Raw genomic sequence first — 23,771 nt, 5'->3', positions numbered from 1 at the left:
TGTTTGCGCTTTATTCGCTACTTATCAGCGCTAATCCGCATTTTCAGTGCTTGCAGCCAGCCCGGCAGCGGAGTCATCCGCGGCGGCCGCATCGAATTGCAGGAAAGCGCGAATATATCTGCTCAACGCAAGTTTGGGGGCAACCGTTCAGGCAGGCCTCAGCGGGCCATACCATTCGTCGGCACTGTCAATTCTCACAGCTAGTCATTCATCCTCCACCCTGCGTGCAATCCCCTGATGCTCCCTCCCGTCGCGGTGCCGCATCTTACTACGAGGTCCTGATCATGGAACCAGCCCTGAGCGACCTCCCCCCTGTCTCGCAGCTAGCACCTTACATTCCCGGTTTGACCACACCGGTGGCCGTTCATCCAGCGGCCAATCACCTGTACGTGGCTGATAACGGGGCGTCACAACTGGTGATAATCAATACCGCCACCCGCCAACGCCTGGCGTCAATCCCTGTGCGTGCCCCCATTGATGTCACTCTTAGCCCCGATAACAACCGCGCACACGGCTTTAACAAGCCCCGTGGAGTCGTGGTAGCTCCAGAAGATTCCCACGGGTATAACGCCAATGTTGGCGGCGATTCCGTGTCCTTGGTGGTGTTTTAGCTCGCCCCGGTGCGAACTCAATAAAAAGCCCCGGATCTTGCGATCCGGGGCTTTTTTAGTGGGTTACACGTCAGAGGTTCACATCCTTAAAAATCGTAACGCAACCCCACATTCACCCCCCAAGGCTGGTCAATGCTCTTGCCCATGCTACGTTCCACATCGGCATGCACCTTCCAGTTCTTCGACACCGCCATGGCGACACCGGCCGCCATCTCAACCCGCGATCCCGACAGGTCGTTGTTGAAGCTGTTGCCATTGACGGACACCTTGTTGCTCTGGTTGAACTCATGGGCCACCGCCGTACGCAGGTACGGCTGCAACACGCTGCCGCTGTCCAACTGGATGTCACGTCCGGCGGTCACACCGAGCTTACCTACTACCGAAGCCGTACGTGCACCTTCGGCCTGCAGGCCGTTGTCCAGCTCATAGCTCTGGCGCTGGATGATCGCCGTGGCCAATTGGCCGTATGGCTCGACGAAGTAACCGTCATCCAGCTTGATATTACGCCCCACTTCAGCCGAAGCCGTGACCGCATTTTGCGTGTAGTTGCCCTTGGCTTTCTTGCCGTCGCTCATGGCAACGTCTGACTTGTTGTGCAAGCGGTTGAACTTGAGCACACCGTCAAAGTACAGGCCGCTTTCTGCATCCAGCCAGGTTGCATAGCCGCCCACGTAGTAGCTGTCGACGGTGGCCTTGCTGCCGCGGGTCAGATCCAGGTCCGAGGTGCTGTGACCGGCCATGAAGCCCGCCAGCCATTGACCATCGCCCCCGGTCAACGGCACATCGGCACCCAGGGTGAAACCACGCTGAGTCTGGTTGTACTGCATGCCTTTATCGCTGTTGTTCACTTCAAATTTGTTGCCATAGGCACGGCTCCACAACCCGGTCGATTGACCATCGCTATGGCGCAGCTCACCCATGCGGGTGCGCAGGTTGGTCATTTCGCCGTACAACACACTCGGCGCCGCGTTGGCCAGGGCCAGCACGGAGTTGGTGCTCGGGCTGATCACTTTGCTGCCCGGATCGAGCAACCAATCCTTGCCTTCGTTGTCGTCGACCAGGCTGTAGGAGTATGTACCCACGTCCACCCGTTCACCCACCAGGCTGAACTTGGCGCCGCCGTCTTCGGTGTGCACGACATGCAAGCGATCTTCCGACAACGGGTCTGCACCGGTGCTGGCGATCAACAACTGATGGTCACCCGAGGACGTGCCGGTGACATTCAGGAAGTCGCCGGTCAAGGTAGCGAAATCCGCGCTCATGACGAAGGTGCCATTGCCCGACAGGTTGTCAACGTCCAATTGGTAGAACGTGCCGGTGTCGCCGAACTTGACGTTACCGCCGGCCAGGAGCAGATCGCCCACATGCTGGTCGTCGACCATGACCCAGGTGGCGTCGCTGTTGATCGCCAGTGTGTCGACGTTTTCCAGGCGGCCGGTGAGCACCGAGCCATTATTCAGGCCGACACTGGCGCTGCCGCCGTTGTTGATGACATCACCCGTCAGAATTGCGTGGTCCAGGTTAAGGTCCAACGCACTGTCGGCACCCACCTGAATATTGCCAGCCAACTCGCTGAAGCGCACGCGCATGTTGGCCGAGCCGCCTTGGGTCAGCTCGAGCATGTTACCGTTCTGACCCTGCAGGGACGAACCATTGGTCACGTCGATTTCAGCCGTGATCGGCCCCAGCACATTAATCGCGGGGCCATCGAGGCCCGTCACACGCGAACCGTCGAGTATCAGGTGAGGCGACTCAAGGGCAGTTGCACTTTCAAGGGACATCACAACGCCCGTGGTACCACCGGTAATTTCGCTGTCAGTGGCGATTGCGGCCCCTCCCAGGAGCCTCAACCCTTGCTGGCGTTGGCCCACCAGCACAGAGTTGTTCAACTCCAGAAGGCTATGGGACGTGACGTTGGCCCCATAGGTCGCTCCAGTGATTTCACTATTGTCGACTTGTGCGTAGGACCCCGTGGGCGTGCCCACCTGGCGAGCCACATTCAAGCCGCCACTGGTGTGGCTGGTAATGCGCGCGTCGGAAATAGTGGCGCTTGAATTGCTGAGCGCAATGGCCGCCTGGGAGCCATGGACAGAACTCACGCTGGCTCCTGTCAACGTCAAGGTCGACCCGCTCGTCGCACGTATTTCTTTAACATTGGCGTTCTTGTGAACAGTAAGCGTCGCACCTTTTTGGGCCAGATAGTCGCTGGCTGCGGCCCCCGGGCGGACGTCATATTTGCCGCTGCCCACCGTTCCGTCCACCACAATTGTCGACATTGCCTGTTGACTCAACAGGCATAACGGTGCGGCGGCTACGAGCTTGATGATCGATGATAAACGCGAGTAACGAAAACGCTGGGAAGCAGGAGAAATCATGTTGTGTAGCCTCAGAATTAAGTACCAGTTCGAACCCGGAACCCGTATCGAAGAGGTTTCCGTTTTCCACGGTGCAGAGACTAATAACGTGAGTTCCCAAAGAGCGTAGGACTTTCCTTAAGGTACAAACTCAATAAAAAACCCCACCCTCTCAAGCGAGAGGGTGGGGCCCCGACAATCAATCAAAGCGTACCTTTGACGCGCGACGCACCCGGAACACAATAGCCAGGAATGTTGCCTCCCGAACCAACCAGATCCCAGGCTGCCCTCACCTCTTCGGACCTGCCCCGGTCTCCCGTGGAGGGGCGCAGAAGCCTCCAACGCACACCGACGATGCCTCGGCCATTATTGCCTGTGACGTCTTGAAGCCAGACCTTCAAATCCAGCGGGACGGTCAAGCCAAGATTGATATGCTCACTGTTGAGCTCGAATTCAGAGGTCTCTATGGGCGTACCGACAGGCGCGCCAGGAGCGTTGAACACGTATCTGACAGCCTCGATGATCACTTTGTCGCCAACCAAGAGGAGCCCGGGATCCAGAATCTTGACAGGCACACCTAGCCAAGGCTGCCGAGCACAGTTAATGGCATAGGTGAAGTTCGGGTTGTTTGTAATAACCGTGGCATTTTCAAAGGTCACAGGCGTGAGGCTACCGATGTTGAAGATCTCCACGACAACATCTTGATTCGGAGAATGCTTATAGTTGATGGCATCCCGAATAACGCAGTGGGTTTCAATGGTGCCATTGCCCTTGGCATCGATAGCGGCCCACGGCACGGTAAAAGGCACCGGAAAATCGGCCGCTTCCGTCCCGGTTACCGGGTAAGTCGCAACGACATCCCCCCCATAGACATAGTCAATGAAATCACCTGCTTCCAGCCCCGGTGGTAGGGTGAAAGTGACGGTGGCATCGAAGTTGCGATCTTTCTCGGAGAGGCGGTTATCGGGTTTGGGGTCGGGGCCCCCACCGAGCAGAACGGGCTGTGCCAAGTTTGGGTCTACAGGGCCTTCGCCAGGGTTTTGCCCACCGGGCTCACGCAGGTCGACATCCACTTGCACCGCAGTTGCGTTGTAAGTGGGGCTGCTTTGGCGCTCAATCATGACTTTGATATCCGCCGTATAGAAATTCCCGCCTGCTGCAATAGCTGCAAAACCTGCAGGGATGTCAATTGGGAAAACGGGCATGCCAATAGATTGACGATAGATCTCAATAGCCCCCCATAACACGACCAGGGTGTCGTTCTGCAAATGGCCGGTCAGGCTTTCCAACCGCACCGTTGCGCCGTTACGGGCCTCTGCTTTATCAACCAATGGCGCTTCCAACACACTGACGGGACCAAACACGGGCGCTTCGTTCAGACTCACTTGTACGTAGTTTGGAATAGACAACGTAGTCGTGTTGCCAGACCGATCAGCCAGGTTATATCTCACGTCTATCGAACCTGACCGCTCAAGAATCGTTGCAGTTGGAATATGACCAGTAATGTCGCCTGTCACCGGCACGTCATCCTCGATCGCAACGATATTACTTCCCACAAGTACTCGATAAGTATCACCGCCACGCCGGTCTGCCGGCGTGGGAATGGTGAATTCCAAACCGGCTTTACCCACGAGAAAGGCTGGGGTCAGTTCGGTGCCGTAATCTTCTATCATGACCCTCGAAGGTTGACTGCCATAGTTAGGGTCCTGCGCATCTACGTAAACCCGAATGATGTTGTAATTAACGTCATTGTCGCTGAGGTTGAGCACATGAACGCTAATGTCTTTGACACCGTTGGTTTGCAAGGCCGACTTGGGGCCCAAATTCACAATTACCGGATCAGGTAAAGTGACAGCTGCGTCGTAGGTCTCAATATGTACCGGCCGGCCATCCACAAAGACGGTGAGTATATCGAATAGATTAAAAAAGCCGGTACGGTCCCACAGGTCAATCCATAGAATGAGTCCGCTCAATTGAAGCGCCCTTGTCACCACATTCCGGTGGTTGTCGCCAGCAATGGCCGGCAATAAACCAGGGATCGTCGGAGCAGGTAATAATGTGGGATCGGGAACGGGTTCTTCCCACTCTTCCATGGGGCCTACAGGGTCTTGACTAACAGGTTTACTGGATGTGTTGGACATGATTCAAACTCCTCAAAAGAATAAGTATCTGTCCGGGCATAAAACGACGGTAAGACTAAACACCCGGGTGTCATTTTCTAAACGTATGCCGACCCTGCAGAGGTCTGAATTGGAAAATCTGCTGGCCTCTCATTCATTTAATGGGATTTCCCTTTAACGCGTAACTGTCAAACTTGACAGTATCCCCTGCGGCTCGACTGTGATGCTCGCAACCACGAGCACCTCCTTCACTACAAGCACACTGCATCCTTCTCCACTACGCCTAATCGTCCGACACGCAAGGCGGTGAGTTGGGCCGAATCAATCTGATGAACACCAAGTTACGCTCGGAATACCCCATGCCTGCACCTGCCGGTTTGATGATCTGATAGCGCGCAACCGCAGAGCCATGCCGAGGGTTGGTTTGCCCTTCTGGTGGCTTGACCAGCCCTGGAAGCAAGATGTATGGGTCAAACGGAACCTGAAAGACATATCCCTCACGAGCTTCTTGTTCCGTCAGCGTATGGCTGAAGGCCTTGATGGTTTCAGGAATAACAGCGCCAGCGAAGCCATTAGGGTGCGCATAACTGGCCCAGTGCAAAATCACCTCATCACCGCCGTCCAACAGCGTTGGATCCCCGGGTATTTTAACGCCCGCTCCGTTTACCCAAGGTCGCAGATGGCAGCTGATAAACCCGGCACCAGGACCGGGTCCGTACTCGACTCCTACATACTCAAGCGGTTTTAGCCCGACGAGCCGCACGATATTGACCATTACCGGCGTGTCTGACGCGCGTTGCCGGTTGACCCCGTTGAAGGTCCAGTAAAAGAAAGGAACCCAACCTGTATCTAAAAGCTCGATGATGTTCCAGCCGACGAACCACTCAATTTCCCGACCCGCGCTATCTCCCGCTTGCACGGTGTAGGTCGCGATGGGCCCGGGAAAGCTCCCTGCCATCAGTTCCAACGTTTGACCAACATCGGGCGCGTCATACAACGAGGTAATCACGCGTACCGGCTTACCCTCGTCGTTGATAGTCAATTGGTTGTCACCATCTACCCCCTTCACTGTCACCACGTCCAGCAACAGGTTGATAGGGTCTGGGTTATTAGGGCTCACCGGCCCGGCAACCGTCAGATCCACAGGAGCAAAGCGGGTGATCGATGGCCTGGAGGGGGCAACGCCTCTCTGCCAACGGTATTCTGCCCTCACAATCCCGGAAACGAACTCGTAACCGCCGCTGGCCAACACCGAATACGGAATCGGCACCCTGATAGGCCAAGCCTGAAAAGCTGAAATAACGATGGGGTCAAGCGGTATAAGATCCCATGACGGTAGGAGACGATCCCCCTCTGTTGAGCCGAATACTTCGAGGATATTCATATATACCCCGCCTTCAGCACGGGCGTCATTGAGGGCTATACGCCCATCATTCAACTGCGGAATTTCAACAGGACGCAGGTCGGTGGGCGTAGGCGTCAGATTGATTAACAGGGGAGCGGTACGTGATGGGCCCGACTCACGACCCGAGCGGTCTTTCAAATAGTACTGAGCGTTGAACTCCCGATTGGGCAAACCGCGAAGAAAAGCGCCCGGGAAATGCACCTCGATGGGCCGAACCCCATCCTTGTGCGCTTGAACAATGGTGGTGGTGGCAACGATGTCCAAATGGCGTGGACGTTTGCGCAAAGGCTTGAGAAAAGGCAATGGTATTAAAGAAGCCTCCACCACATCCCCCAAACGTATGTCCGGCCAAATCAAATCAATGGTAGCGGTCACTCTGTCCAGGTTGGCGGGATTATCCAGATATTCATCCGTTACGCCGTCATCTTCGATGACCTGCGGGAACTGGAAACGCGGACCACGCAAGCCGCTATTTGGCCCGACCTTGTCACTGTCCAGATTTGTCGAAAACGAAAGCTCCCCTGGGTTACCACTTGACTCTCTTAATATCACCTCGTAGTACAATTTATGCAGGCCGGGTACGTCCATGAGATGGGGAGGTACCAGAGCGTCAACGTCAGGCAGGTCGCTAGCGTCATAAGGCGCCGTCAGCCTCTTCTCATCAAACATCTCGACTCCAAAAAACCACTTGACAAGAGTGATATCCCCAGGATCGAGCACGTTACTGCCGGGCCACAACGTAGGCACTTCAACCCTCAGCCCTGTGCTTTGAAAAAATACCGGTATTTTATGACCGCGATCATCTGCCTCAAGGGGTAATGCATCAGGTGCAACAGGTGCATCCAGGACCAGCACACCTGCTTTTGTGCCACGACTGGAAGGTGGGTTAAGCGGATCGTACTCAGACATATCGACTCTCCTAGACGACTATCAGGTTGAGGCCCTCGACCACCTAAAGGGTACTGACCCCATCCAAAGATCACGGAGAGTAGTTAAGGCAATTTGCCCCCAAGCGGATACTGTCAGAACTAACAGGTGCTGCGTCCCCTGCAGTTTTGTTAAGCCTGGCCAGAACGATAAAATTCTTTCGAATCATCGAATTGCAGATGTGAGACGGCATAGCACGCCTCGCACGTATCAGACAGGCGGCAACACCCAATCAATCGGTGTCTCACCGCTTTGCTCAAGAAACTTGTTAGCCCGGCTGAAATGCCCACATCCCAGAAACCCGCGATACGCGGACAACGGCGACGGATGCACCGACGTCAGCACCAGATGCTTGGTGGCATCGATCAGCTTCTGCTTGCTTTGGGCGTGAGCGCCCCACAGCAGAAACACCAAGTGCGGCTGATGCTCGCTGACCACCTCGATAATACGATCGGTAAAGAACTGCCAGCCCTTGCCCGCATGGGCGTTGGCATTGGCGCGCTCCACGGTCATGGTGGTGTTGAGCATCAACACCCCCTGGTCGGCCCAGCTTTGCAGGTAGCCGTGATTGGGGATGTCGATATTCAGGTCGCGCTTGAGTTCTTTATAGATATTGACCAGTGACGGCGGCGCCGGCACGCCAGGTTGCACAGAGAAGCACAGGCCGTGGGCCTGGCCGGGCCCGTGGTAGGGGTCTTGGCCAAGGATCACCACCTTGACCTTATCCAGGGGGGTGGAGTTAAGGGCGTTGAAAATCAGCGGGCCAGGCGGGTAGATCTCTTTGCCGGCGGCGTGTTCCTGGCGCAGGAACTCGCGCAACTGGGCCATGTAGGGCTTCTCGAACTCATCGCGCAGGGCGTGTTTCCAGCTGGGTTCGAGTTTGATACGGTCGCCATCGGTCATAGTTGAATTGTCTTGTAAAAAAGAATGAGGCGAACCCTAGGAAAGCCGACTCCGCTTGTCAATTGATCTGACACACCACCGGCACTTTCCCACGAAGGGATCATACTCATCCTTCACCTTCTCGATTGAGGTCACGATGAACCTGCACTTCGAAGAACTGACCGGCAGTGGCGGCGCCCGCATTGGCATCGCCAGCCTGGACGCAGAAAAGACCCTCAACGCCCTCTCCCTACCGATGATCCTCGCGCTGAGCGACCGCCTGGATGCCTGGGCCAAAGACCCGCAAATCGTCTGCGTGCTGTTGCGCGGCAATGGGCCCAAAGCCTTTTGCGCCGGTGGCGAGGTGCGCAGCCTGGCCCAGGAATGCCGTGAACAACCCGGCGAAGTCCCGGCCTTGGCCGCGCAGTTTTTTGCTGCCGAATATCGCCTCGATTACCGCCTGCACACCTACCCCAAGCCGCTGATCTGCTGGGGCCACGGCTATGTGCTGGGCGGCGGCATGGGCCTGTTGCAAAGCGCTTCCGTGCGCATCGTCACGCCAAGCAGCCGCCTGGCCATGCCCGAAATCAGCATCGGCCTTTACCCGGACGTCGGTGCCAGTTGGTTTCTTTCCCGCCTGCCGGGCAAGCTCGGGTTATTCCTGGGCCTCACCGGCGCCCATATCAACGGTCGTGATGCACTGGACCTGGGCCTGGCCGACCGCTTCCTGCGCGATGACCAGCAAGACGAATTGCTCAATGGCCTGCTGCAACTGAACTGGCAGGAACAAACCGCCATGCAACTCAACAGCTTGCTCAAGGCCCTGGCCCAGGAAGCGGTGAGCCAGCAACCCGAAGCGCAGTGGCTGCCCCGCCGCGGGCAGATCGACGAGTGGCTGGATGTGGGGGATGTACGCTGTGCCTGGCGTGCATTGAGCCTGCTGCGTGATCACAGCGACCCGCTGTTGAGCCGCGCCGGCAAAACCCTCAGTGAAGGCTGCCCTTTGACGGCGCATCTGGTATGGGAGCAGATCCAGCGCGCTCGCCATCTGTCCCTGGCCCAGGTGTTCCAGATGGAATACACCATCAGTCTCAACTGCTGCCGTCACCCGGAATTCGCCGAAGGGGTCCGGGCGCGCCTGATCGATAAAGACCAGACGCCCCATTGGCACTGGCCGGATATCAACACGCTTCCGGAAGCAGTGGTGCAGGCACACTTCAATAAGGCGTGGGAAGGTAGGAATCCTCTGGCGGATTTATCCGAATTTTGACAGCTTTACGGTTTTTGTCGGCTACCTTGAAGGCGCAGTTATCCGGCGGCCCTTCGTCACACAAATAAACCGGTTGGCCGAATAGATCTTTGTCTAGCCGCCAATACAACGTATCAGTCAACGACATGCTGGTCGGAACACCAGGCGGGCTTGGTCTCAAGGCGACAACGGCGCCCCCGCCCGTTCGATAGATACACTTGTCCATGTAGCCGCCTTGCCGTTCCTCACCTTTGCCCGGGGTAAATACGGCGCCGATAAACCGGTCGATAAAATCGCGGCTCTCGACTTTCTGGCTCTGCCACAGCACATTTTTATCCACGACTTCAAAATGCTCATCGACATGCTTGATCATCAAGGGATAAGGGCAACCCTGTTCCGCTCTGGCTAGGGCAGCAACGCTGCCCATCATTAAGAGAAGACACATCAATCGTTTGAACATAGCAGGTTCCATTCACCCATTTTCTCTACGGGGCATACACAGCCTCACGTAGTGAAATGCATCTAGAAACCCAAAGATAGCTGTTAAATCTGACAGTACCGACAAACGGTAAAAAAAAGCGGCGCATCAGGCGCCGCTTGTTTTTCAAAACATTTAACGGTGACCGCCTCGGCCACCTCCGTGATCGGAACCACGGCCATGCCCACCGTTGCCCCAGCGATTGCCCCATCCCTGGTTCTGATAGGGCCGGTAACCGGCCCTCGGGTAATAACGCGGCGCGGGCTGGTAGTAACGCGGCGCGGAATAATAACGAGGCGGTGGCGCATAGTAGCGAGGCGCTGGAGCGTAGTAACTGCGCCCATACGGGGAGTAACGCGGGCCACCGTAGTAATAGGCCGGCGCAGGTGCGGTGTAGACCTCAGAACGGTAGTAAGTAGAGCCTCCATCGTAGTAGGGCACGCAGGCGCAAAGGGTCAGGCCGAGCAAAGCGATAAGTAGCAGTCGTCGATACATGGCGGCCTCCTGGACCGCGGAAGAGCTCCTCCAGCGACGCTGGGAAGCGGCATTCAGCTTTCACTGAATGACGAAATATCTGACATCAAAAACAGAATCTGGTGCGCTGACGACATAAGTAGAAACATCTGTTTCGGACGAATTGAATACCTGTCTTCAGGACAGGGAGATGGAATGCGACTGAGCAGCACTGTATCGTGCAAGAACTTGCGCAACCCTGCCCGATGCCTGCCTGAACCGACCGATGACCACGCCATCCCTCTGCCCCGCTTGCGGTGCCCGCAACGACTGCACACTGGCCGACCCGCGTACCGCCGACCAAGCCTGCTGGTGCTACAGCGTCACCATCGACCCGGCGGTGCTTGCAGCCTTGCCTGATGAACTGCGCAATCAAGCCTGCTTGTGCCCACGCTGTGCCCAGGTGGACGACCAGATGCGTCAGCGCAATGCGCGTTGACCGTTTTCTCAGCAACCTGCCGCAGTTCAATCGCCAGCAAGTGCGCCTGCTGCTCGCGGAACACCGAGTGTCCGTCGATGGTGTTGTGATCAGCGACGCTCATCATGACGTACGTGAATTCAGCCTGATCTGCGTTGATGACGCCATACTGCAGGCGGGTAAGCCGGCGCGCTATTTCATGCTGCACAAACCCCAGGGTTGCGTCAGCGCCACTTCGGACCCACAACACCCCACGGTCCTGGACCTGCTGGATGAACCGGACAAGGCCGAACTGCATATCGCCGGACGCCTGGACTTCAATACCACCGGCCTGATGCTGATCACCAACGACGGCCAATGGTCGCGACGCCTGACGCAACCACAGACCAAGTTGCCCAAGGTTTACTACGTGCAAACCGAGCAGGACATCGGCCCGGAATACGCGGCGATGTTTGCCAAGGGTGTGTATTTCGCCTTCGAAGACCTCACCACCCAACCCGCCGAGCTTGAACTACTGAGTTCAAGAACGGCGCGGTTGAGCATCATCGAAGGGCGCTACCATCAGGTGAAGCGCATGTTCGGGTATTTTGATAACAAGGTGATCGGCCTGCATCGTGAGCGAATGGGACCTTTGGTGCTGGATGCGGCGCTGACGCCGGGCCAATATCGGCCATTGACTGACGAAGAAATCCGACAAGTCTGACGACCGTTCGGCCGATGATGACAAGAAACCGCGCTGTCGCCTTGCGACCTGCCGTGTGGACTGCTTGAATCAGGGTCTGAGCCAGTTTCAGGCTGATGAACCTCCATAATCTCCAAGAAAGACTTTGCCTCGCCCGCGCTTGATTGACGGGCCTTTCCGGCAAACAGCCGCCATGACTACACCCGTGCACCAGCCGTCATCGGCCGGACATGGGCCCTCCTTTCCAGGCGTATGCCTACCTGTCACAAAGCTCGTGCAGAGTGATCTGCGCGCACTACCCGCTTGCCAGGAGTCTTACGACATGAGGCCAGAAATCGCTGTGCTGGATATACAGGGGCAGTATCGGGTGTATACGGAGTTCTATCGCGCGGACGCAGCTGAAAAGACCATCGTCCTGGTCAATGGCTCCATGGCGACCACGGCGTCCTTCGCTCAAACCGTGAAAAGCCTGTACCCGCAATTCAATGTGGTTTTGTACGACCAGCCCTACGCTGGCCGCTCAAAAATCCATAACCGTCATGAGCAAATGCTGACGAAGGAAGTCGAAGGCCAGATTCTCCTGGAGCTGCTCGCCCACTTCGCCGCCGAGCACGTGCTGTCTTTCTCCTGGGGCGGTGCTGCCACTCTGGTCGCCCTCGCGCACCGGCCTCGCCGCGTGGAGAAAGCCGTGATCAGCTCATTCTCGCCAGTGATCAACACCCCCATGCGTGACTACCTCGAACGCGGCGTCGACTATCTCGGCAACCTCGACCGCGACCGCGTCGGCCAGTTGGTCAACAGCACCCTCGGCAAACACTTGCCGTCGCTGTTCAAACGCTTCAACTACCGCCACGTCAGCAGCCTGGCCGAGCATGAATACGGGCAGATGCACTTCCATATCAGCCACGTGCTCAACAGCGACCGGCTGTGCTACCTCAAGGCGGCGAGGCAGATCGACATTCCGGTGCTGTTCCTGAACGGTGAATGGGACGAATACACCAGTGCCGAAGATGCCAAGCTGTTTGGCCAGCATGTAGCCAAGAGCAGCTTCAGCACCATCCAGGCAACGGGGCATTTCCTGGATATGGAGCATAAAGCGGCGTGTAGGGACAGCCGAGAGGCGGTGGTGGGCTTCTTGAAACCGGAGCGGCAGGTGAGCAGGTTGCGGTATCAGCAGGGTCATGCCCAGCAGGCGTTTGCCATCTGAAATGAAGGCTGACGGGAGCGACTTGGGGTGCGAAGCAGAGCCTCTGTCTGTAGGAGCGCTTCGCACTCCAGCGTGAGCGAGCGCCCTCGCCACATGCAACCCGCACATTTTTCGAAGAAAAACTTCAAATTCTGGCGGACATCTGGTACAAAGTCAGCCGCTCTGAGCGGGTATAGTTTAGTGGCAAAACGAAAGCTTCCCAAGCTTTAGTTGAGGGTTCGATTCCCTCTACCCGCTCCACTCAGATTTTGCGCTTGCGTCGGAATGGTTCTGGCGCGAATGCATAAGAACCGGCCCTTGGTGGCCGGTTTTTTTATGGGTCATGGTACGCGGATCAGCTCAGGTTTAAGGGGCTTCCAGCCGGCCAGCGCGATCAACAGGGTCATCACCTGGAAACCGATGATCAGCCCCACACAACCGGTCCAGCCCCAGCGCTCCCAGATCAGTGCCGGGACGATGGCGCCGCAGCTGCCCCCCACGTAATAACAACTGAGGTAGGGTCCCACGGCACCTGCCTTGTTGGCGCCAGCTGTAGCGGTGGTGAAGGCATTGGCAGCGGCCTGGGCGAGGAACACGCCGGTGGAACTGAGGGCCAGGCCCACCACGATGCACCACAGGGCAGGCACCAGGGTCAGGGCCGAACCAGTCACACCCAGCACAGCAGCGACACTCAGAAGTTCGGCATGCGGGCGAGCTTTACTGAGCCGGCCTGCGATGGGGATCACGATCAACGCCAACAGAAACACCATGTACAGCGTCCCCAAGGCGGCAGGCCCGAGGTTGAACGGCGGTAAGCCAAGGTACAAACCTGCGTATGTAAAAGCAGCGACTTGCGAGAACAGCACGCAAAAGCCTACGGCGTAAGCGGCCAGCAACGGCCTGCACCAAACACCTGACGAAGCCGCCTGGACCTGCTGCGCCCGCGGGCGGTTGGCCGGCAGCAGAAACTGAATAAAACCGCCCACCATCAAGCTCAGTACCGCCAGCCACTCAAACGCTTCACGCCAGCCCACATATTCGGTCACCACCCCGATGATGAAGCGCCCGCCAAGCCCGCCCAACACAGTGCCCGCCACGTAAAGGCTGGTGACTTCGGTCACCGTGCCGCCGCGCCAGCGATCGCCGATGTAGGCAACGCTGGAGGCAAACACAAACGGGATCAACATGCCCTCGACAAAGCGCCACACCAGCACTTGCGCGAAACTGTCAGCATAGGCCGTCATCAACACCGGTCCGGCCAGCAGCAACGCCGCAGTCGAGATCACGGTGCGCTGTTCGAAGTGCCGGGTCAGGCGGCTGACAAATGGCGCAGTCATCGCCACGGCCAGCGTGGTCACGGTAATACTCCATCCCGCGGTCTTGGCGCTGATATGAAATTGCGCGGCGAACACCTGCAAGATGCTCTGGGTGGCATAGAGATTGAGAAACGCCGCGCAACCACACAGGAACAGGGCAAGGCGGGCACAGTGCAGGTGCGGTTTCATGAAACTTCTCGTTTTATTTTGTGCGGTCTTTATAGAATGGCCAGAGGGCTTAAAACCAATACCGAATTCCGACCGATTGATACCCAAGGACCAGGATGCTCGACCTACGCAAGCTGCGTTACTTTCTGACGGTCGCCGAAGAATTGCACTTCGGCCGCGCAGCAATTCGCCTGCATCTGGCCCAGCCGCCGCTGACCCGGCAGATTTCCGCCCTGGAAGCCGAATTGGGGTTCAAGCTGTTTGACCGCACCAGCCGCACGGTCACCCTCACTGCCCAGGGAAGGGCGTTCCTGCCCTACGCCAGGAGCGTGTTGGAACAGGTGCAGTTGGCGCAGGTGATCGCCGGTAAATTGGCTGCCGGCACGGCGGGTCAGCTGACATTGGGCTACGTCAGCTCAATCGCCCTGTCAGACCTGTTCAGCCGCGCCATCCAGGCCTTCGCCCAGCGCTTTCCCGATGTGCAACTGACCTTGGTGGAGTGCGCCTCCGGCGGTCTGGGCGCGCAGGTCGCAGATGGGCGCCTGGATATCGGCTTGAGCCGGCTGTTGCCAAAAAACACTGATGTCCAGGTATTGTCGCTGGGTGAAGAACGGCTGGTGGCAGCGGTCTCCAGCGACAGCCCGTTGGCGAGCCAGGCGATGGTCAGCCTGGCGCAACTGAGCACTTACCCGCTGATTCTGTTTCCCGCTGACTATGGGTCAGGCTTGAACCAGTCCATCGAGCAACTTTACCGCAACCATGGCCATCCGTTGCGGCCTGGGCCGACCGGGCGGCAGATCACTTCGATCATCGCCCTGGTGGCGGCCGGACAGGGCGTGGCGCTGGTGCCGGACTGTACGCAGAGTCTGATGAATAGGGGCGTGACCTATAGGCCAATGCAGGAAGTGGATGCGTGTGCAGAGTTGCTGGTACTGACCCCGGCATCAGCAAGAAGTGTATTGGCGGATGCATTTCTCGGCGTACTTGAGCAGTCACTGCATACCCGTTAGCCCCTGAAAATCCTTGCAATACCTCTCCACTCCGCCTTGGATGCGCGCCCATACACTTTATTCAACGCTTACTGAAAAACCGCACAGCTACCGCTGGTAGGTAGCGTGTTGATTATTTTTTTTCAGTGGTTATAGTCACCACCAACACACACCACAAGGAGGTGATGTGGACAGTCGATATTTGATCGGTCATATCGTTGCAGACGGTTGGTATCTTGTACGCATCAGGGGCAGTCATCACCATTGCAAGCACCCGACGAAGCCAGGGTTGGTAACGATCCCTCATCCAAAAAAGGACCTGCTGGATAAGACCGCCAAGAGCATCTTGAAACAGGCTCTGTTGAGTTAACCGTCCCTGGAGGGCAACACACATGCTTTACCCCATCGCAATTTCAACCGGTGACAAGGACCACGCGTGGGGCGTGGAGGTCCCGGATATTCCAGGTTGCTACTCCGCCGGCGATGACCTGGACGACGCCATGGCGATGGCCCGCGAAGCCATCGAGGGGCACTTCGAGATCCTGGCAGAAGATGGCGCCCCGATCCCCAGCGCCCAGAAAGTCACCCTGCATGCCGCCAACCCACAGTACGCCGGCTGCACGTGGGCAGTAGTGGACATCGATGTCACCAAGTACCTGGGCAAGGCGCAAAAACTCAACATCACCCTGCCGGGGTACCTGTTGAATCGCATCGATGAATATGTGTTGAGTCATCCGGAAGAAAAAAGCCGCTCGGGGTTCCTGGCGTCGGCAGCGCTCAAGGTATTGCAGCAGGACCGGTAATTACCTAAGTAAAATCTTACGGTGGTGACGAATACACATCGTGATGATGTCAGCTCGTCGATTCAGAGATCCGGAGCACCCCATGCTTGGAAAACCTATCCTGCGTCAAGTGGTTGGCTGGGTGGTAGTGGTGCCGCTGCTGGTCTCGTTTTTAAGGCTGCCATTTCCCCTTGGCTGGTTACTGATACTCGGATCGATTGCAGCATCGGTTTACGGCGTAAGGTTCGCCTCGCGCCATGCCAGCCGGCGCGTGACGCTTTTCGCGCTGATCATGACCGTGCTCAATGTGATTTCGTTGGCGATGGGTCATGCATCAGTGCTCGTGGCGCTCTATTGGATCTCATGGCTCTATTGGTACCCGTACTATTCCAGTTGGGTTTACTGGAACTTCTAGCCTGGCGACGAATTTGACCGCAAGAAACGTAGTTTCCTCGCCAGCAGGTGCAGCTACAGTAGCGTCATCCCATTAACGCCCTTTCGAGGAGCCTGCTCATGACTTACCACTACAAGCTCATGCCCTCCCCCGTCGGTGAACTTACGCTGGTGGCGCGTGAGGGCAAACTCAGCGCTATCCTTTGGGAAGCAGAACGTGCCAACCGCGTGCGCCTGGGTGAATTGATCGAGGCCAACCACAACCCGGTGCTGTTGGAAACCGAGCGCCAATTGACGGAATACTTTGCTGGAACGCGCAATCAGTTCGAGCTGGAACTGGACTTCGCGGGCACCGACTTTCAAAAGCAAGTCTGGCAGGCCCTATTGACCATTCCGTTCGGCGAAACCCGCAGCTACAGCCAGATCGCCCAGCAGATCGGCAACCCGAAGGCCGTGCGTGCAGTAGGCGCCGCCAACGGGCGTAATCCGATCTCGATCATCGCACCGTGCCATCGCGTGGTGGGTGCATCGGGCGGGCTGACCGGGTTTGCAGGAGGGCTTGAGGCCAAACAGTATCTGTTGACCCTCGAAGATCGCGGCCAAGTCAAAATGGCTTTCTGATCATAGGCCTGGTACAGCCACGCGAACAAAAGCCCGGTAGTCGAATAAACGCTCGAAACCCAACTTGCGATACAGCGGGACGGCGCCCTCCGATGCCTCGAGAAAGCATCGCTGGGCGCCCAGGCTCGACGCATGATTCAGGGCCTCTTGGATCAAACGCGTGGCATAGCCTCTCCCGCGCGAGTTAATGAGCGTGCCAACATCATTAAGCCGGGCCTCTCCATTGCATAGCGACAAGGTCAAAGAGCAGCTCACCTGCCCCTCGGCGGACAGGGTGAAGTGATAAAGGCTTTCACCAGCGTCAAGGGCCCTCTGGTGTCGGGCCTGATAATGCGCAGCCACCTCGGGCAGCATCGCGTACGCATTGCCAAGCGGAACGGCCCACTCATTCAAATCCCGTGTCAGGCGGACCTGCACATCACCCTCACCCTCTGATGGAATAAGCGCTGACAATTGGAGCACCATCGCCGTAGTCTTTTCAGCGGGCTGAAAATCGAGCCCGGCAAGCAATTCGCGCAAGCCCTCGACCTTTTGCTCATGAATCACTAGGCGTACTTCAATCAGGGTGCGTCGGATCAGCTCGAGTGTCGCAGCCATTTCATCTCCCAACGGACCGCTGCCAAGACGAATAAACAGCAAATTCAACGGGAAATCATCCTCGTCAATAAAATACGCGTTGATGGCTGCGCAGTAGCGGTGATGCGTCAGGCAGGTGGCGGCAAAATAATGGTCTTCGGTCAGGTGATAAAGTGTGTCCAGTTCAAAAGCAGGGTCAGCACGCATGGGCAATTTCCAGATAAAAAACCCAGTCTTGCTCTGGCCGTTTCAGGACGCCGTAGGTTCATGCCTAAATACCTGGCAGAAAAACGCTCAATTTTGTGCACATGCTAAGTTGTAAAAAGAAATTTCAGCGACTGCCCGCGGTCAGTATTTTCATCACCCTTTTTGAGGAAAAACGGTCATGAAATTCTCTGCAGTCTCCCAAACCCTGTCCCGTTGGGCAGGCAGTCCCAGGACCTTCTACGCGGCAGTCGCGCTGATTCTCCTATGGAGTCTGAGCGGGCCGTACTTTCACTACAACGACACCTGGCAACTGATCATCAACACCTCGACCACCATCATCACCTTCCTGATGGTGTTCCTGATTCAGAACACGCAAAACCGGGATAACGACATCCTGCATATCAAGATCGATGAACTCTTGCGCGCATCCAAGGACGCACAGAATGCCGTGCTCAGCCTGGATGGCCTGGACCGCAAAGAACTTGAAAGACTGCGCAAGGAGTACCGCAGCATTGGCAGCAGCGACAAGGTGAGTTTGAACAGCAGTTGCGGGGCCGCGGCCGACGATGCAGCGCAGATCAAGACTGACCTGCACCAGGCCTGAAAAAAAACGGCGGTTGGAGTGATCCAATCGCCGTTTTTTTATTTCACGTAATAACCTCAGCCATCACCTTGATGCCCCTTGCCATAGGTCGATGCCAGGGCCCGGGCTTTTTGCAGACGCTCTTCGAGCTTGGGCAGTGTTTCATCCACGAGCGCTTTTATTTCCGGCACATCCGACGCGGCACCTTCTTTCTTGAACAGGGCGATAGCGTCCTCGTTTTCCTTGATCTGTTGTGCGGTGTAGGCAGCGTCAAAGGAGTCGCCGTCCTTGAGTTCGGGCATCAGGGTTTCGGCTTTATCAACGATCTTTTCCCGAGGTGCTACCGGCAAGTCGAGCTTCTTGGCGATGGCTGCCAAGTGCTGGTTGGCCAGGGTACGTTCGTTGATGACCTCGATGGTGTAGTCCTTGATCTCTTGGGATGAGGTCTTGGCGTGGGCCATGCGACTGGTTTCGATATCGGCCATGCCTTTGGCCGAAGCCTGCTCGATGAATTCGGCAGGCGACTGGGCGAAAGCATTGCTGGCGCCGAGGCCCAGCAGCATCGCGAAACTGGCGGTGCGTAACCGGATAGCCATGCGGCTCATGATGGGTTCCTCCAGGGCAAAAATAAGTGCGGGGAAAACATGCCCCGCCCTGAGTTGGAATTTTTTGCGCGGCAAAGGTTTAGAAAAAACCTGCCAGTGCGACGAACGGTCGTGGATGCGTCAGGCCGGTTTATTGCCGAACAGGCCCGGCAGCGCGTGCGCCAGGGCATTGATGGCGAAGCCGATAAACATCACGCCGCAGAGCCGGGTGATCAGGATTTCATGACGCTGATACACCGTACGCACCCGCTGGGCGCCAACCACGCCGATCAGAATCGCGTAGGCCAGCAGGCCACCGATAAAGCTCAGGAAGATCAGCGAGGGCAGCATCGACCAGGTCAGCAACTCTGCACGGCTGGACAGCAACGCCGTGAAGGTCGCCACGGCAACCGGATACGCCTTGGGGTTGGTCAGGCCGAACAGAATGCCATGCCAGAACGGATGCCGCGCCGCGCCCTGGGGCGCATCGCCGCTGCGGCGCTGGGTGCGGATCGCCCGCCAGCCGAGCCAGAACAGATACACACCGCTGAGCACACCCAGTACATCGAACGCGCTGCTGCCGACTTCCCGCGCACCGACGATGGCAATCAGCGCCGTGCTGCACCACACCACATCGCCGAGCAAATGCCCACACAGGAAACCCGCCCCGGCACGTCGACCACGGGCAGCGCCGATGCCGAACACAGCCAAGACACCCGGGCCAGGGGTAATACCGTAGATAAAACCCGATGCAAGGACGGCGAGCAGCAAGGAGGGGGTCATAGGTAGGCTCTGACAGACGTGTGAAGGTGATTGATTCTGCATGTTTCAGCGCGACGGGTAAAACTTCATTCCCACATAAGGCTTGGCGCGACACGCTCGCAGGCGCGAGGCCAAGTCGCCGACATGGGCCTCCAGTTTATGGCCGTCAGGATCGAGGAAATAAAACGACGCGCCTTCGCTGCGGTTGTCGCGCCACTCCTGCACGCCAGCCGCCCGCAGGCGGTCGACCAGCGCGGCGAAAAGAGCGGCCTCGACGGTGAACGCATAGTGGGTATAGTCCGCCGCTGGCACGCTCGGACGCAACGGGTCCAGTGACAGGCAAAGCCACAGGCCGGGTAATGACAGGTAGGCACCGTTGTCCCAGGTGGCGTCAAGCCGGAGGTGCAACAACTCATGATAAAAACTGACGCTGCGCGGCACATCGGTCACGGCCAGGGTCAGGTGGTTAAAGCCGCTGAGCATGTAGATTTCCCGTGGTTATTGGTGACCGTCTGACAATACACTCCGCACCCGCCCAATCAACCACTGCAACCCCGAATCCCCACCCCGCCGCGCATGCCAGGCCAGCTCAAAGGCAAATGACGGAATATGAAAGGGCGGCGGCACGGTCAACAGGCGTGCATGATCGATATCCAGTAAACCGCGGGACGACACCGTCAAAATCAGGTCCGTGCCCTCGATCAACTGTGGCGCCACGCCCCAATGCGGCAAGCTGATCGCCACATGCCGCCGTTCACGTATTGCCCTCAGTGCCCGTTCGATTTCCGGCGTGCCACTGCCACGCATCTCCAGCAGCACATGGGGGCGTGCGAGGTAAGTCGGCAAGTCGAGCACGCCGCTGGGTGCAAGGCTGCTGCGGTCGACCAGGCAGGTGTAATGCTCTTCAAACAAAGGCGTAGTACGCAGTTCGGCGGGCATATCGGGGAATACGCCAGCCGCCAGGTCGAGATCGCCATTGAGCACGCCGTCGACCATACCTTCACGGCTGGCCTGGATGATCTGCAGATCGATGCCGGGCGCTTCATGGCGTAGAACGCGGACCAAGCTGGGCAGGATAATCGCCGCGCTGTAGTCCGACATCGCCACACGAAACCGGCGCTTGGCCGAGACAGGGTCAAAACGATTCGGTGCCAGCAGCGCCTGCACTTGGGCAAGGGCTTCGGTCAACGGCGCCGCCAGCTCCAGGGCACGAGCCGTTGGGATCAGTGTACCGCCCTGGCGCACCAGCAACGGGTCACCGAGCATATCGCGCAAGCGCGCCAACGCATGGCTGACTGCCGGCTGACTCAGGTGCAGGCGCTCGGCAGCGCGGGTGACATGTTGCTCGCTGAGCAAGGCGTCGAGAATCACCAGCAGGTTCAGATCGATGCGGCGCAGGTCATTCATCAGCTGCATGCTCGGCATAAAAATTTGGAATTTAAATTTGCGTGACGAATAGCCTAGAGTCCAGCAAAACCTCTGGGAGATTTGAAATGACGACGTTGCATTGGTTGGGTTTGTTAGCGTTGGCGGTGATTGCAGGGGCGGTGGTGCCGTTTCAAAGTGCGATCAACGCCAACCTCGGGCGCGGGCTTGGGCATCCGTTGTGGGCCACCCTGGCGTCCCTGCTGGTAAGCATCATCGTGTTGCTGCCGGTGATGGTGGCGCTGCGTTTACCACTGCCGAGCCTGGCCTTTATCAGCAAGGCACCCTTGTGGATGTGGGCCGGCGGTGCGTTCGGCGTGTGTTTTATTTCGTTGGCGTTGATGCTGCTGCCCAAGCTGGGCGCATCGGGGTTTATTGCGTTGGCCATGGCCGGGCAGATTCTTGCGTCGTTGCTGCTCGACCATTTTGGTCTGTTCGGCCTGGTGGAACGCCAACTGAATACGCCACGGGTGCTGGGAGCGGTGTTGTTGATCGGCGGCGTGGCGTTGATTCAGTTCAGCGCAGCACCCGCCCGGGCGCTGGCAACTACCGGCTGATCAGATCGAGCGTTTGTGCAACGTCAACGGCGCTCGACAGCCAGGCGATTGATCTCGGCCTGCTCCACCACCGGCTGCGGCGCGCCATGGCTGGCGGCTTGCAACATCGCCCGGCCGACGGTCTCGGTGCTTACCACCCAAGCCGGTTTTATCCGACGCACAAACGAGAGCACAGGCCCGAGCACGCTGTAGAAAGATTGGTACAGCGGCGTTTTCGAACGCACACCATGCAACGGCTGGATAATCCCCGGACGGAACAGGTACACCGCCTTGAACGGCACTCGCAGCAAGGCATTCTCGGTCTTGCCCTTGACCCGGGCCCACATCGACTTGCCGGCTTCGGAACTGTCCGTGCCGGCACCGGACACATAGATAAAGGTCATCTGCGGATTAAGCCGCGCCAGCGTACTGGCAGCGACCAGGGTCAGGTCATAGGTGAGATGGGTGTACCGCGCTTCGTTCATGCCCGCCGAGGAAACGCCGAGACAGAAGAAACACGCGTCAAAGCCTTGCAACAGGTTTTCCAGGGGTTGGAAATCCAGCATGTCGCTGTGCAACACTTGGTGCAGCTTGCCATGTTCCTGGGTCAGGGGCGTACGGCCGACGGCGACGACTTCCTGCACATCAGCCGCCAGCAGGCATTCGCGCAGCACGCCCTGCCCGACCATGCCGGTGGCGCCGAATAACAGAACTCTCATTGGGGGACCTCAGCGGCAAGCCGCAAGCTTGCTCAAGTTAAACGCATTCAGCGTGCAGCTTAACGCTTGCGGCTAAAGGCTGCCCCCTATCAAAACGCGCTACGGAAAATCTCTTCGATCTGCCGTTGATCAGCTCGCCGTGGATTGGTCAGCCCACACGCATCCTTCAGCGCATTGGCAGCCAGCAGCGGGATATCCTGCAATTTGGCGCCAAGCTCGCGCAGGCCAGCGGGAATATCCACGTCCTGGGACAAGCGGCGAATCGCTGCGATGGCCGCCTGGGCGCCCTCTTCCACCGTGATGCCCTTGATATCCGCGCCGAGGGCACGAGCCACGTCGCTCAGGCGTTTGGCACTGACACTGGCATTGAAGCTCTGCACATGGGGCAATAACACCGCGTTGCACACGCCATGGGGCAAGTCGTACAAACCGCCCAACTGATGGGCCATGGCATGCACAAAACCCAGGGACGCGTTGTTGAAGGCCATGCCGGCGAGAAACTGCGCGTAGGCCATGTTCTCCCGTGCCGCCATGTCACTGCCATCGCGCACCGCCAGACGCAGGTTGGCGCTGATCAGCTCGATGGCCTTGATGGCGCAGGCGTCGGTGATCGGCGTAGCGGCGGTGGACACATAGGCTTCGATGGCGTGGGTCAGCGCATCCATGCCAGTGGCAGCGGTGAGCCCCTTGGGCATGCCGACCATCAGCGCCGGGTCATTGACCGACAGCAGCGGCGTAACATTGCGATCGACGATGGCCATTTTCACGTGGCGGGTTTCGTCGGTGATGATGCAGAACCGTGTCATCTCGCTGGCAGTGCCGGCGGTGGTGTTGATAGCTACGAGCGGCAGTTGCGGCTTGCTCGATTGGTCGACGCCCTCGTAATCGCCGATACGCCCGCCGTTGGTGGCGCAAAGCGCGATGCCCTTGGCGCAGTCATGGGGCGAGCCGCCGCCCAGGGACAACACAAAATCGCAGGCATTTTGCTGTAGCAGCGCCAGGCCCTTCTCGACGTTTTCCACCGTGGGGTTGGGCCTGGCGCCGTCGTAGATCGCCGAATCGATATCCTGCATCGCCAGCTTCTCGGCGATCATGCTGGCCATGCCGGCTTTGGCCAGGCCGGAATCGGTGACGATCAAGGCTTTACGAAAGCCATAATTGCGAATGGCGATCATGGCTTCGTCGAGGCAGTCGCTGCCCATGATGTTGACGGCGGGGATGAAGAACGTGCTGCTCATGGTCAATCCTCAGAGGCTTTATGCCCACAGAATCAACCTGTACCGCA

At 57.8% G+C, this 23,771-nt stretch carries 26 protein-coding genes and 1 tRNA gene; 13 read left to right on the top strand and 14 right to left on the bottom strand.

All coding sequences use genetic code 11. From position 1 onward, the window contains the following. Positions 1-284: 284 nt before the first annotated feature. Positions 285-611 carry a YncE family protein gene (locus KVH01_RS30525; protein ID WP_217880455.1) on the top strand — a complete coding sequence of 109 codons (327 nt, stop codon included), beginning with the start codon at positions 285-287 and terminating at the stop codon, positions 609-611. Between the two features lie 86 nt (positions 612-697). Here KVH01_RS30525 and KVH01_RS03365 read toward each other — a convergent pair whose 3' ends face one another. The 4 genes from KVH01_RS03365 to ung all read right to left on the bottom strand — a co-directional run bounded on the left by KVH01_RS03365 (position 698) and on the right by ung (position 8,320). After that, positions 698-2,986, bottom strand: a complete 2,289-nt coding sequence (locus tag KVH01_RS03365; protein ID WP_217880454.1) for an autotransporter outer membrane beta-barrel domain-containing protein — start codon at positions 2,984-2,986, stop codon at positions 698-700. 182 nt (positions 2,987-3,168) lie between these two features. Then, positions 3,169-5,106, bottom strand: coding sequence for a hypothetical protein (locus tag KVH01_RS03360; RefSeq protein ID WP_217880453.1), 1,938 nt, complete (start codon positions 5,104-5,106; stop codon positions 3,169-3,171). Between the two features lie 262 nt (positions 5,107-5,368). Then, positions 5,369-7,399 (bottom strand): hypothetical protein, encoded by a 2,031-nt coding sequence (locus tag KVH01_RS03355; RefSeq protein ID WP_217880452.1) that lies wholly within the window; start codon positions 7,397-7,399, stop codon positions 5,369-5,371. A 228-nt stretch (positions 7,400-7,627) separates the two neighbouring features. Continuing rightward, positions 7,628-8,320 carry a uracil-DNA glycosylase gene (gene ung, locus KVH01_RS03350; RefSeq protein WP_005785971.1) on the bottom strand — a complete coding sequence of 231 codons (693 nt, stop codon included), beginning with the start codon at positions 8,318-8,320 and terminating at the stop codon, positions 7,628-7,630. Between the two features lie 136 nt (positions 8,321-8,456). Between ung and KVH01_RS03345 the strand changes: the two genes are divergently transcribed. Beyond that, positions 8,457-9,569: an enoyl-CoA hydratase/isomerase family protein gene (locus KVH01_RS03345; RefSeq protein WP_217880451.1), complete on the top strand. Its 1,113-nt coding sequence runs from the start codon at positions 8,457-8,459 to the stop codon at positions 9,567-9,569. Here the strand turns inward: KVH01_RS03345 and KVH01_RS03340 are convergent. Beyond that, positions 9,517-10,008, bottom strand: coding sequence for a DUF3757 domain-containing protein (locus KVH01_RS03340; RefSeq protein ID WP_217880450.1), 492 nt, complete (start codon positions 10,006-10,008; stop codon positions 9,517-9,519). The two genes, KVH01_RS03345 and KVH01_RS03340, sit on opposite strands and share 53 nt — an antisense overlap. 153 nt (positions 10,009-10,161) lie before the next feature. Beyond that, positions 10,162-10,521 carry a hypothetical protein gene (locus KVH01_RS03335; protein ID WP_217880449.1) on the bottom strand — a complete coding sequence of 120 codons (360 nt, stop codon included), beginning with the start codon at positions 10,519-10,521 and terminating at the stop codon, positions 10,162-10,164. A gap of 244 nt (positions 10,522-10,765) precedes the next feature. Here KVH01_RS03335 and KVH01_RS03330 point away from each other — a divergent pair, with 244 nt between their 5' ends. From KVH01_RS03330 to KVH01_RS03315, 4 genes are all read left to right on the top strand, one after another. Beyond that, positions 10,766-10,978 (top strand): cysteine-rich CWC family protein, encoded by a 213-nt coding sequence (locus KVH01_RS03330; RefSeq protein WP_217880448.1) that lies wholly within the window; start codon positions 10,766-10,768, stop codon positions 10,976-10,978. Continuing rightward, positions 10,968-11,660 carry a 16S rRNA pseudouridine(516) synthase gene (locus tag KVH01_RS03325; protein WP_217880447.1) on the top strand — a complete coding sequence of 231 codons (693 nt, stop codon included), beginning with the start codon at positions 10,968-10,970 and terminating at the stop codon, positions 11,658-11,660. The genes KVH01_RS03330 and KVH01_RS03325 overlap by 11 nt, the downstream gene beginning before the upstream one ends. A 301-nt stretch (positions 11,661-11,961) precedes the next feature. After that, entirely contained in the window at positions 11,962-12,846 is an 885-nt protein-coding gene (locus KVH01_RS03320) for an alpha/beta fold hydrolase (protein WP_217880446.1), read from the top strand. Between the two features lie 166 nt (positions 12,847-13,012). Further along, a tRNA-Gly gene (locus KVH01_RS03315) sits at positions 13,013-13,086 on the top strand. Between the two features lie 80 nt (positions 13,087-13,166). Here KVH01_RS03315 and KVH01_RS03310 read toward each other — a convergent pair. Further along, positions 13,167-14,330 (bottom strand): MFS transporter, encoded by a 1,164-nt coding sequence (locus tag KVH01_RS03310; RefSeq protein ID WP_217880445.1) that lies wholly within the window; start codon positions 14,328-14,330, stop codon positions 13,167-13,169. 95 nt (positions 14,331-14,425) lie between these two features. On the opposite strand from KVH01_RS03310, the gene KVH01_RS03305 reads away from it, so the two are divergent. From KVH01_RS03305 to KVH01_RS03285, 5 genes are all read left to right on the top strand, one after another. After that, a complete protein-coding gene (locus KVH01_RS03305) occupies positions 14,426-15,319 on the top strand; it encodes a LysR family transcriptional regulator (RefSeq protein ID WP_217880444.1) in 894 nt (297 codons plus the stop codon). Between the two features lie 166 nt (positions 15,320-15,485). Continuing rightward, complete coding sequence (locus tag KVH01_RS03300; RefSeq protein ID WP_217880443.1) at positions 15,486-15,668, top strand: type II toxin-antitoxin system HicA family toxin; 183 nt, start codon at positions 15,486-15,488, stop codon at positions 15,666-15,668. A gap of 22 nt (positions 15,669-15,690) precedes the next feature. Next, complete coding sequence (locus tag KVH01_RS03295; protein WP_043046364.1) at positions 15,691-16,101, top strand: type II toxin-antitoxin system HicB family antitoxin; 411 nt, start codon at positions 15,691-15,693, stop codon at positions 16,099-16,101. Positions 16,102-16,183: 82 nt separating this feature from the next. Next, positions 16,184-16,495, top strand: a complete 312-nt coding sequence (locus tag KVH01_RS03290; RefSeq protein WP_217880442.1) for a hypothetical protein — start codon at positions 16,184-16,186, stop codon at positions 16,493-16,495. Between the two features lie 98 nt (positions 16,496-16,593). Further along, on the top strand, positions 16,594-17,094 hold the full coding sequence (locus KVH01_RS03285; protein ID WP_124399709.1) for a methylated-DNA--[protein]-cysteine S-methyltransferase: 501 nt from the start codon (positions 16,594-16,596) through the stop codon (positions 17,092-17,094). Here the strand turns inward: KVH01_RS03285 and KVH01_RS03280 are convergent, their stop codons facing one another. Further along, positions 17,095-17,877 carry a GNAT family N-acetyltransferase gene (locus tag KVH01_RS03280; protein WP_217880441.1) on the bottom strand — a complete coding sequence of 261 codons (783 nt, stop codon included), beginning with the start codon at positions 17,875-17,877 and terminating at the stop codon, positions 17,095-17,097. A gap of 178 nt (positions 17,878-18,055) precedes the next feature. Here KVH01_RS03280 and KVH01_RS03275 point away from each other — a divergent pair, with 178 nt between their 5' ends. Further along, entirely contained in the window at positions 18,056-18,481 is a 426-nt protein-coding gene (locus KVH01_RS03275) for a low affinity iron permease family protein (protein ID WP_217880440.1), read from the top strand. A gap of 56 nt (positions 18,482-18,537) precedes the next feature. Here KVH01_RS03275 and KVH01_RS03270 read toward each other — a convergent pair whose 3' ends face one another. The 4 genes from KVH01_RS03270 to KVH01_RS03255 all read right to left on the bottom strand — a co-directional run bounded on the left by KVH01_RS03270 (position 18,538) and on the right by KVH01_RS03255 (position 21,222). Further along, positions 18,538-19,065, bottom strand: coding sequence for a DUF4142 domain-containing protein (locus tag KVH01_RS03270; protein WP_217880439.1), 528 nt, complete (start codon positions 19,063-19,065; stop codon positions 18,538-18,540). 120 nt (positions 19,066-19,185) lie between these two features. Continuing rightward, complete coding sequence (locus KVH01_RS03265) at positions 19,186-19,827, bottom strand: LysE family translocator (protein WP_217880438.1); 642 nt, start codon at positions 19,825-19,827, stop codon at positions 19,186-19,188. A 45-nt stretch (positions 19,828-19,872) separates the two neighbouring features. Next, complete coding sequence (fos, locus tag KVH01_RS03260) at positions 19,873-20,289, bottom strand: fosfomycin resistance glutathione transferase (protein ID WP_217880437.1); 417 nt, start codon at positions 20,287-20,289, stop codon at positions 19,873-19,875. Between the two features lie 15 nt (positions 20,290-20,304). Next, complete coding sequence (locus tag KVH01_RS03255) at positions 20,305-21,222, bottom strand: LysR substrate-binding domain-containing protein (RefSeq protein ID WP_404821992.1); 918 nt, start codon at positions 21,220-21,222, stop codon at positions 20,305-20,307. Between the two features lie 77 nt (positions 21,223-21,299). On the opposite strand from KVH01_RS03255, the gene KVH01_RS03250 reads away from it, so the two are divergent. Beyond that, positions 21,300-21,788 (top strand): DMT family transporter, encoded by a 489-nt coding sequence (locus tag KVH01_RS03250; RefSeq protein ID WP_124399704.1) that lies wholly within the window; start codon positions 21,300-21,302, stop codon positions 21,786-21,788. Positions 21,789-21,811: 23 nt separating this feature from the next. Here the strand turns inward: KVH01_RS03250 and KVH01_RS03245 are convergent, their stop codons facing one another. Together KVH01_RS03245 and yiaY are read right to left on the bottom strand one after the other, a co-directional pair. Beyond that, positions 21,812-22,486 (bottom strand): NAD(P)H-binding protein, encoded by a 675-nt coding sequence (locus KVH01_RS03245; RefSeq protein WP_217880435.1) that lies wholly within the window; start codon positions 22,484-22,486, stop codon positions 21,812-21,814. An 89-nt stretch (positions 22,487-22,575) separates the two neighbouring features. Further along, positions 22,576-23,724, bottom strand: coding sequence for an L-threonine dehydrogenase (gene yiaY / locus KVH01_RS03240; RefSeq protein WP_217880434.1), 1,149 nt, complete (start codon positions 23,722-23,724; stop codon positions 22,576-22,578). Positions 23,725-23,771: the final 47 nt, after the last annotated feature.

Source organism: Pseudomonas khavaziana, assembly GCF_019145205.1.
Taxonomy (GTDB): Bacteria; Pseudomonadota; Gammaproteobacteria; order Pseudomonadales; family Pseudomonadaceae; genus Aquipseudomonas; species Aquipseudomonas khavaziana.
Note: the sequence above shows the minus strand (reverse complement) of the source record. Positions and strands in the feature narration are given on the sequence as shown.

Bases quoted from the DNA above. Each gene is read 5' to 3' on its own strand.
- KVH01_RS30525 (WP_217880455.1), top strand. From the start codon at position 285: ATGGAACCAGCCCTGAGCGACCTCCCCCCTGTCTCGCAGCTAGCACCT.
- KVH01_RS03365 (WP_217880454.1), bottom strand. From the start codon at position 2,986: ATGATTTCTCCTGCTTCCCAGCGTTTTCGTTACTCGCGTTTATCATCG.
- KVH01_RS03360 (WP_217880453.1), bottom strand. From the start codon at position 5,106: ATGTCCAACACATCCAGTAAACCTGTTAGTCAAGACCCTGTAGGCCCC.
- KVH01_RS03355 (WP_217880452.1), bottom strand. From the start codon at position 7,399: ATGTCTGAGTACGATCCGCTTAACCCACCTTCCAGTCGTGGCACAAAA.
- ung (WP_005785971.1), bottom strand. From the start codon at position 8,320: ATGACCGATGGCGACCGTATCAAACTCGAACCCAGCTGGAAACACGCC.
- KVH01_RS03345 (WP_217880451.1), top strand. From the start codon at position 8,457: ATGAACCTGCACTTCGAAGAACTGACCGGCAGTGGCGGCGCCCGCATT.
- KVH01_RS03340 (WP_217880450.1), bottom strand. From the start codon at position 10,008: ATGTTCAAACGATTGATGTGTCTTCTCTTAATGATGGGCAGCGTTGCT.
- KVH01_RS03335 (WP_217880449.1), bottom strand. From the start codon at position 10,521: ATGTATCGACGACTGCTACTTATCGCTTTGCTCGGCCTGACCCTTTGC.
- KVH01_RS03330 (WP_217880448.1), top strand. From the start codon at position 10,766: ATGACCACGCCATCCCTCTGCCCCGCTTGCGGTGCCCGCAACGACTGC.
- KVH01_RS03325 (WP_217880447.1), top strand. From the start codon at position 10,968: ATGCGCGTTGACCGTTTTCTCAGCAACCTGCCGCAGTTCAATCGCCAG.
- KVH01_RS03320 (WP_217880446.1), top strand. From the start codon at position 11,962: ATGAGGCCAGAAATCGCTGTGCTGGATATACAGGGGCAGTATCGGGTG.
- KVH01_RS03310 (WP_217880445.1), bottom strand. From the start codon at position 14,330: ATGAAACCGCACCTGCACTGTGCCCGCCTTGCCCTGTTCCTGTGTGGT.
- KVH01_RS03305 (WP_217880444.1), top strand. From the start codon at position 14,426: ATGCTCGACCTACGCAAGCTGCGTTACTTTCTGACGGTCGCCGAAGAA.
- KVH01_RS03295 (WP_043046364.1), top strand. From the start codon at position 15,691: ATGCTTTACCCCATCGCAATTTCAACCGGTGACAAGGACCACGCGTGG.
- KVH01_RS03290 (WP_217880442.1), top strand. From the start codon at position 16,184: ATGCTTGGAAAACCTATCCTGCGTCAAGTGGTTGGCTGGGTGGTAGTG.
- KVH01_RS03285 (WP_124399709.1), top strand. From the start codon at position 16,594: ATGACTTACCACTACAAGCTCATGCCCTCCCCCGTCGGTGAACTTACG.
- KVH01_RS03280 (WP_217880441.1), bottom strand. From the start codon at position 17,877: ATGCGTGCTGACCCTGCTTTTGAACTGGACACACTTTATCACCTGACC.
- KVH01_RS03275 (WP_217880440.1), top strand. From the start codon at position 18,056: ATGAAATTCTCTGCAGTCTCCCAAACCCTGTCCCGTTGGGCAGGCAGT.
- KVH01_RS03270 (WP_217880439.1), bottom strand. From the start codon at position 19,065: ATGAGCCGCATGGCTATCCGGTTACGCACCGCCAGTTTCGCGATGCTG.
- KVH01_RS03265 (WP_217880438.1), bottom strand. From the start codon at position 19,827: ATGACCCCCTCCTTGCTGCTCGCCGTCCTTGCATCGGGTTTTATCTAC.
- fos (WP_217880437.1), bottom strand. From the start codon at position 20,289: ATGCTCAGCGGCTTTAACCACCTGACCCTGGCCGTGACCGATGTGCCG.
- KVH01_RS03255 (WP_404821992.1), bottom strand. From the start codon at position 21,222: ATGCAGCTGATGAATGACCTGCGCCGCATCGATCTGAACCTGCTGGTG.
- KVH01_RS03250 (WP_124399704.1), top strand. From the start codon at position 21,300: ATGACGACGTTGCATTGGTTGGGTTTGTTAGCGTTGGCGGTGATTGCA.
- KVH01_RS03245 (WP_217880435.1), bottom strand. From the start codon at position 22,486: ATGAGAGTTCTGTTATTCGGCGCCACCGGCATGGTCGGGCAGGGCGTG.
- yiaY (WP_217880434.1), bottom strand. From the start codon at position 23,724: ATGAGCAGCACGTTCTTCATCCCCGCCGTCAACATCATGGGCAGCGAC.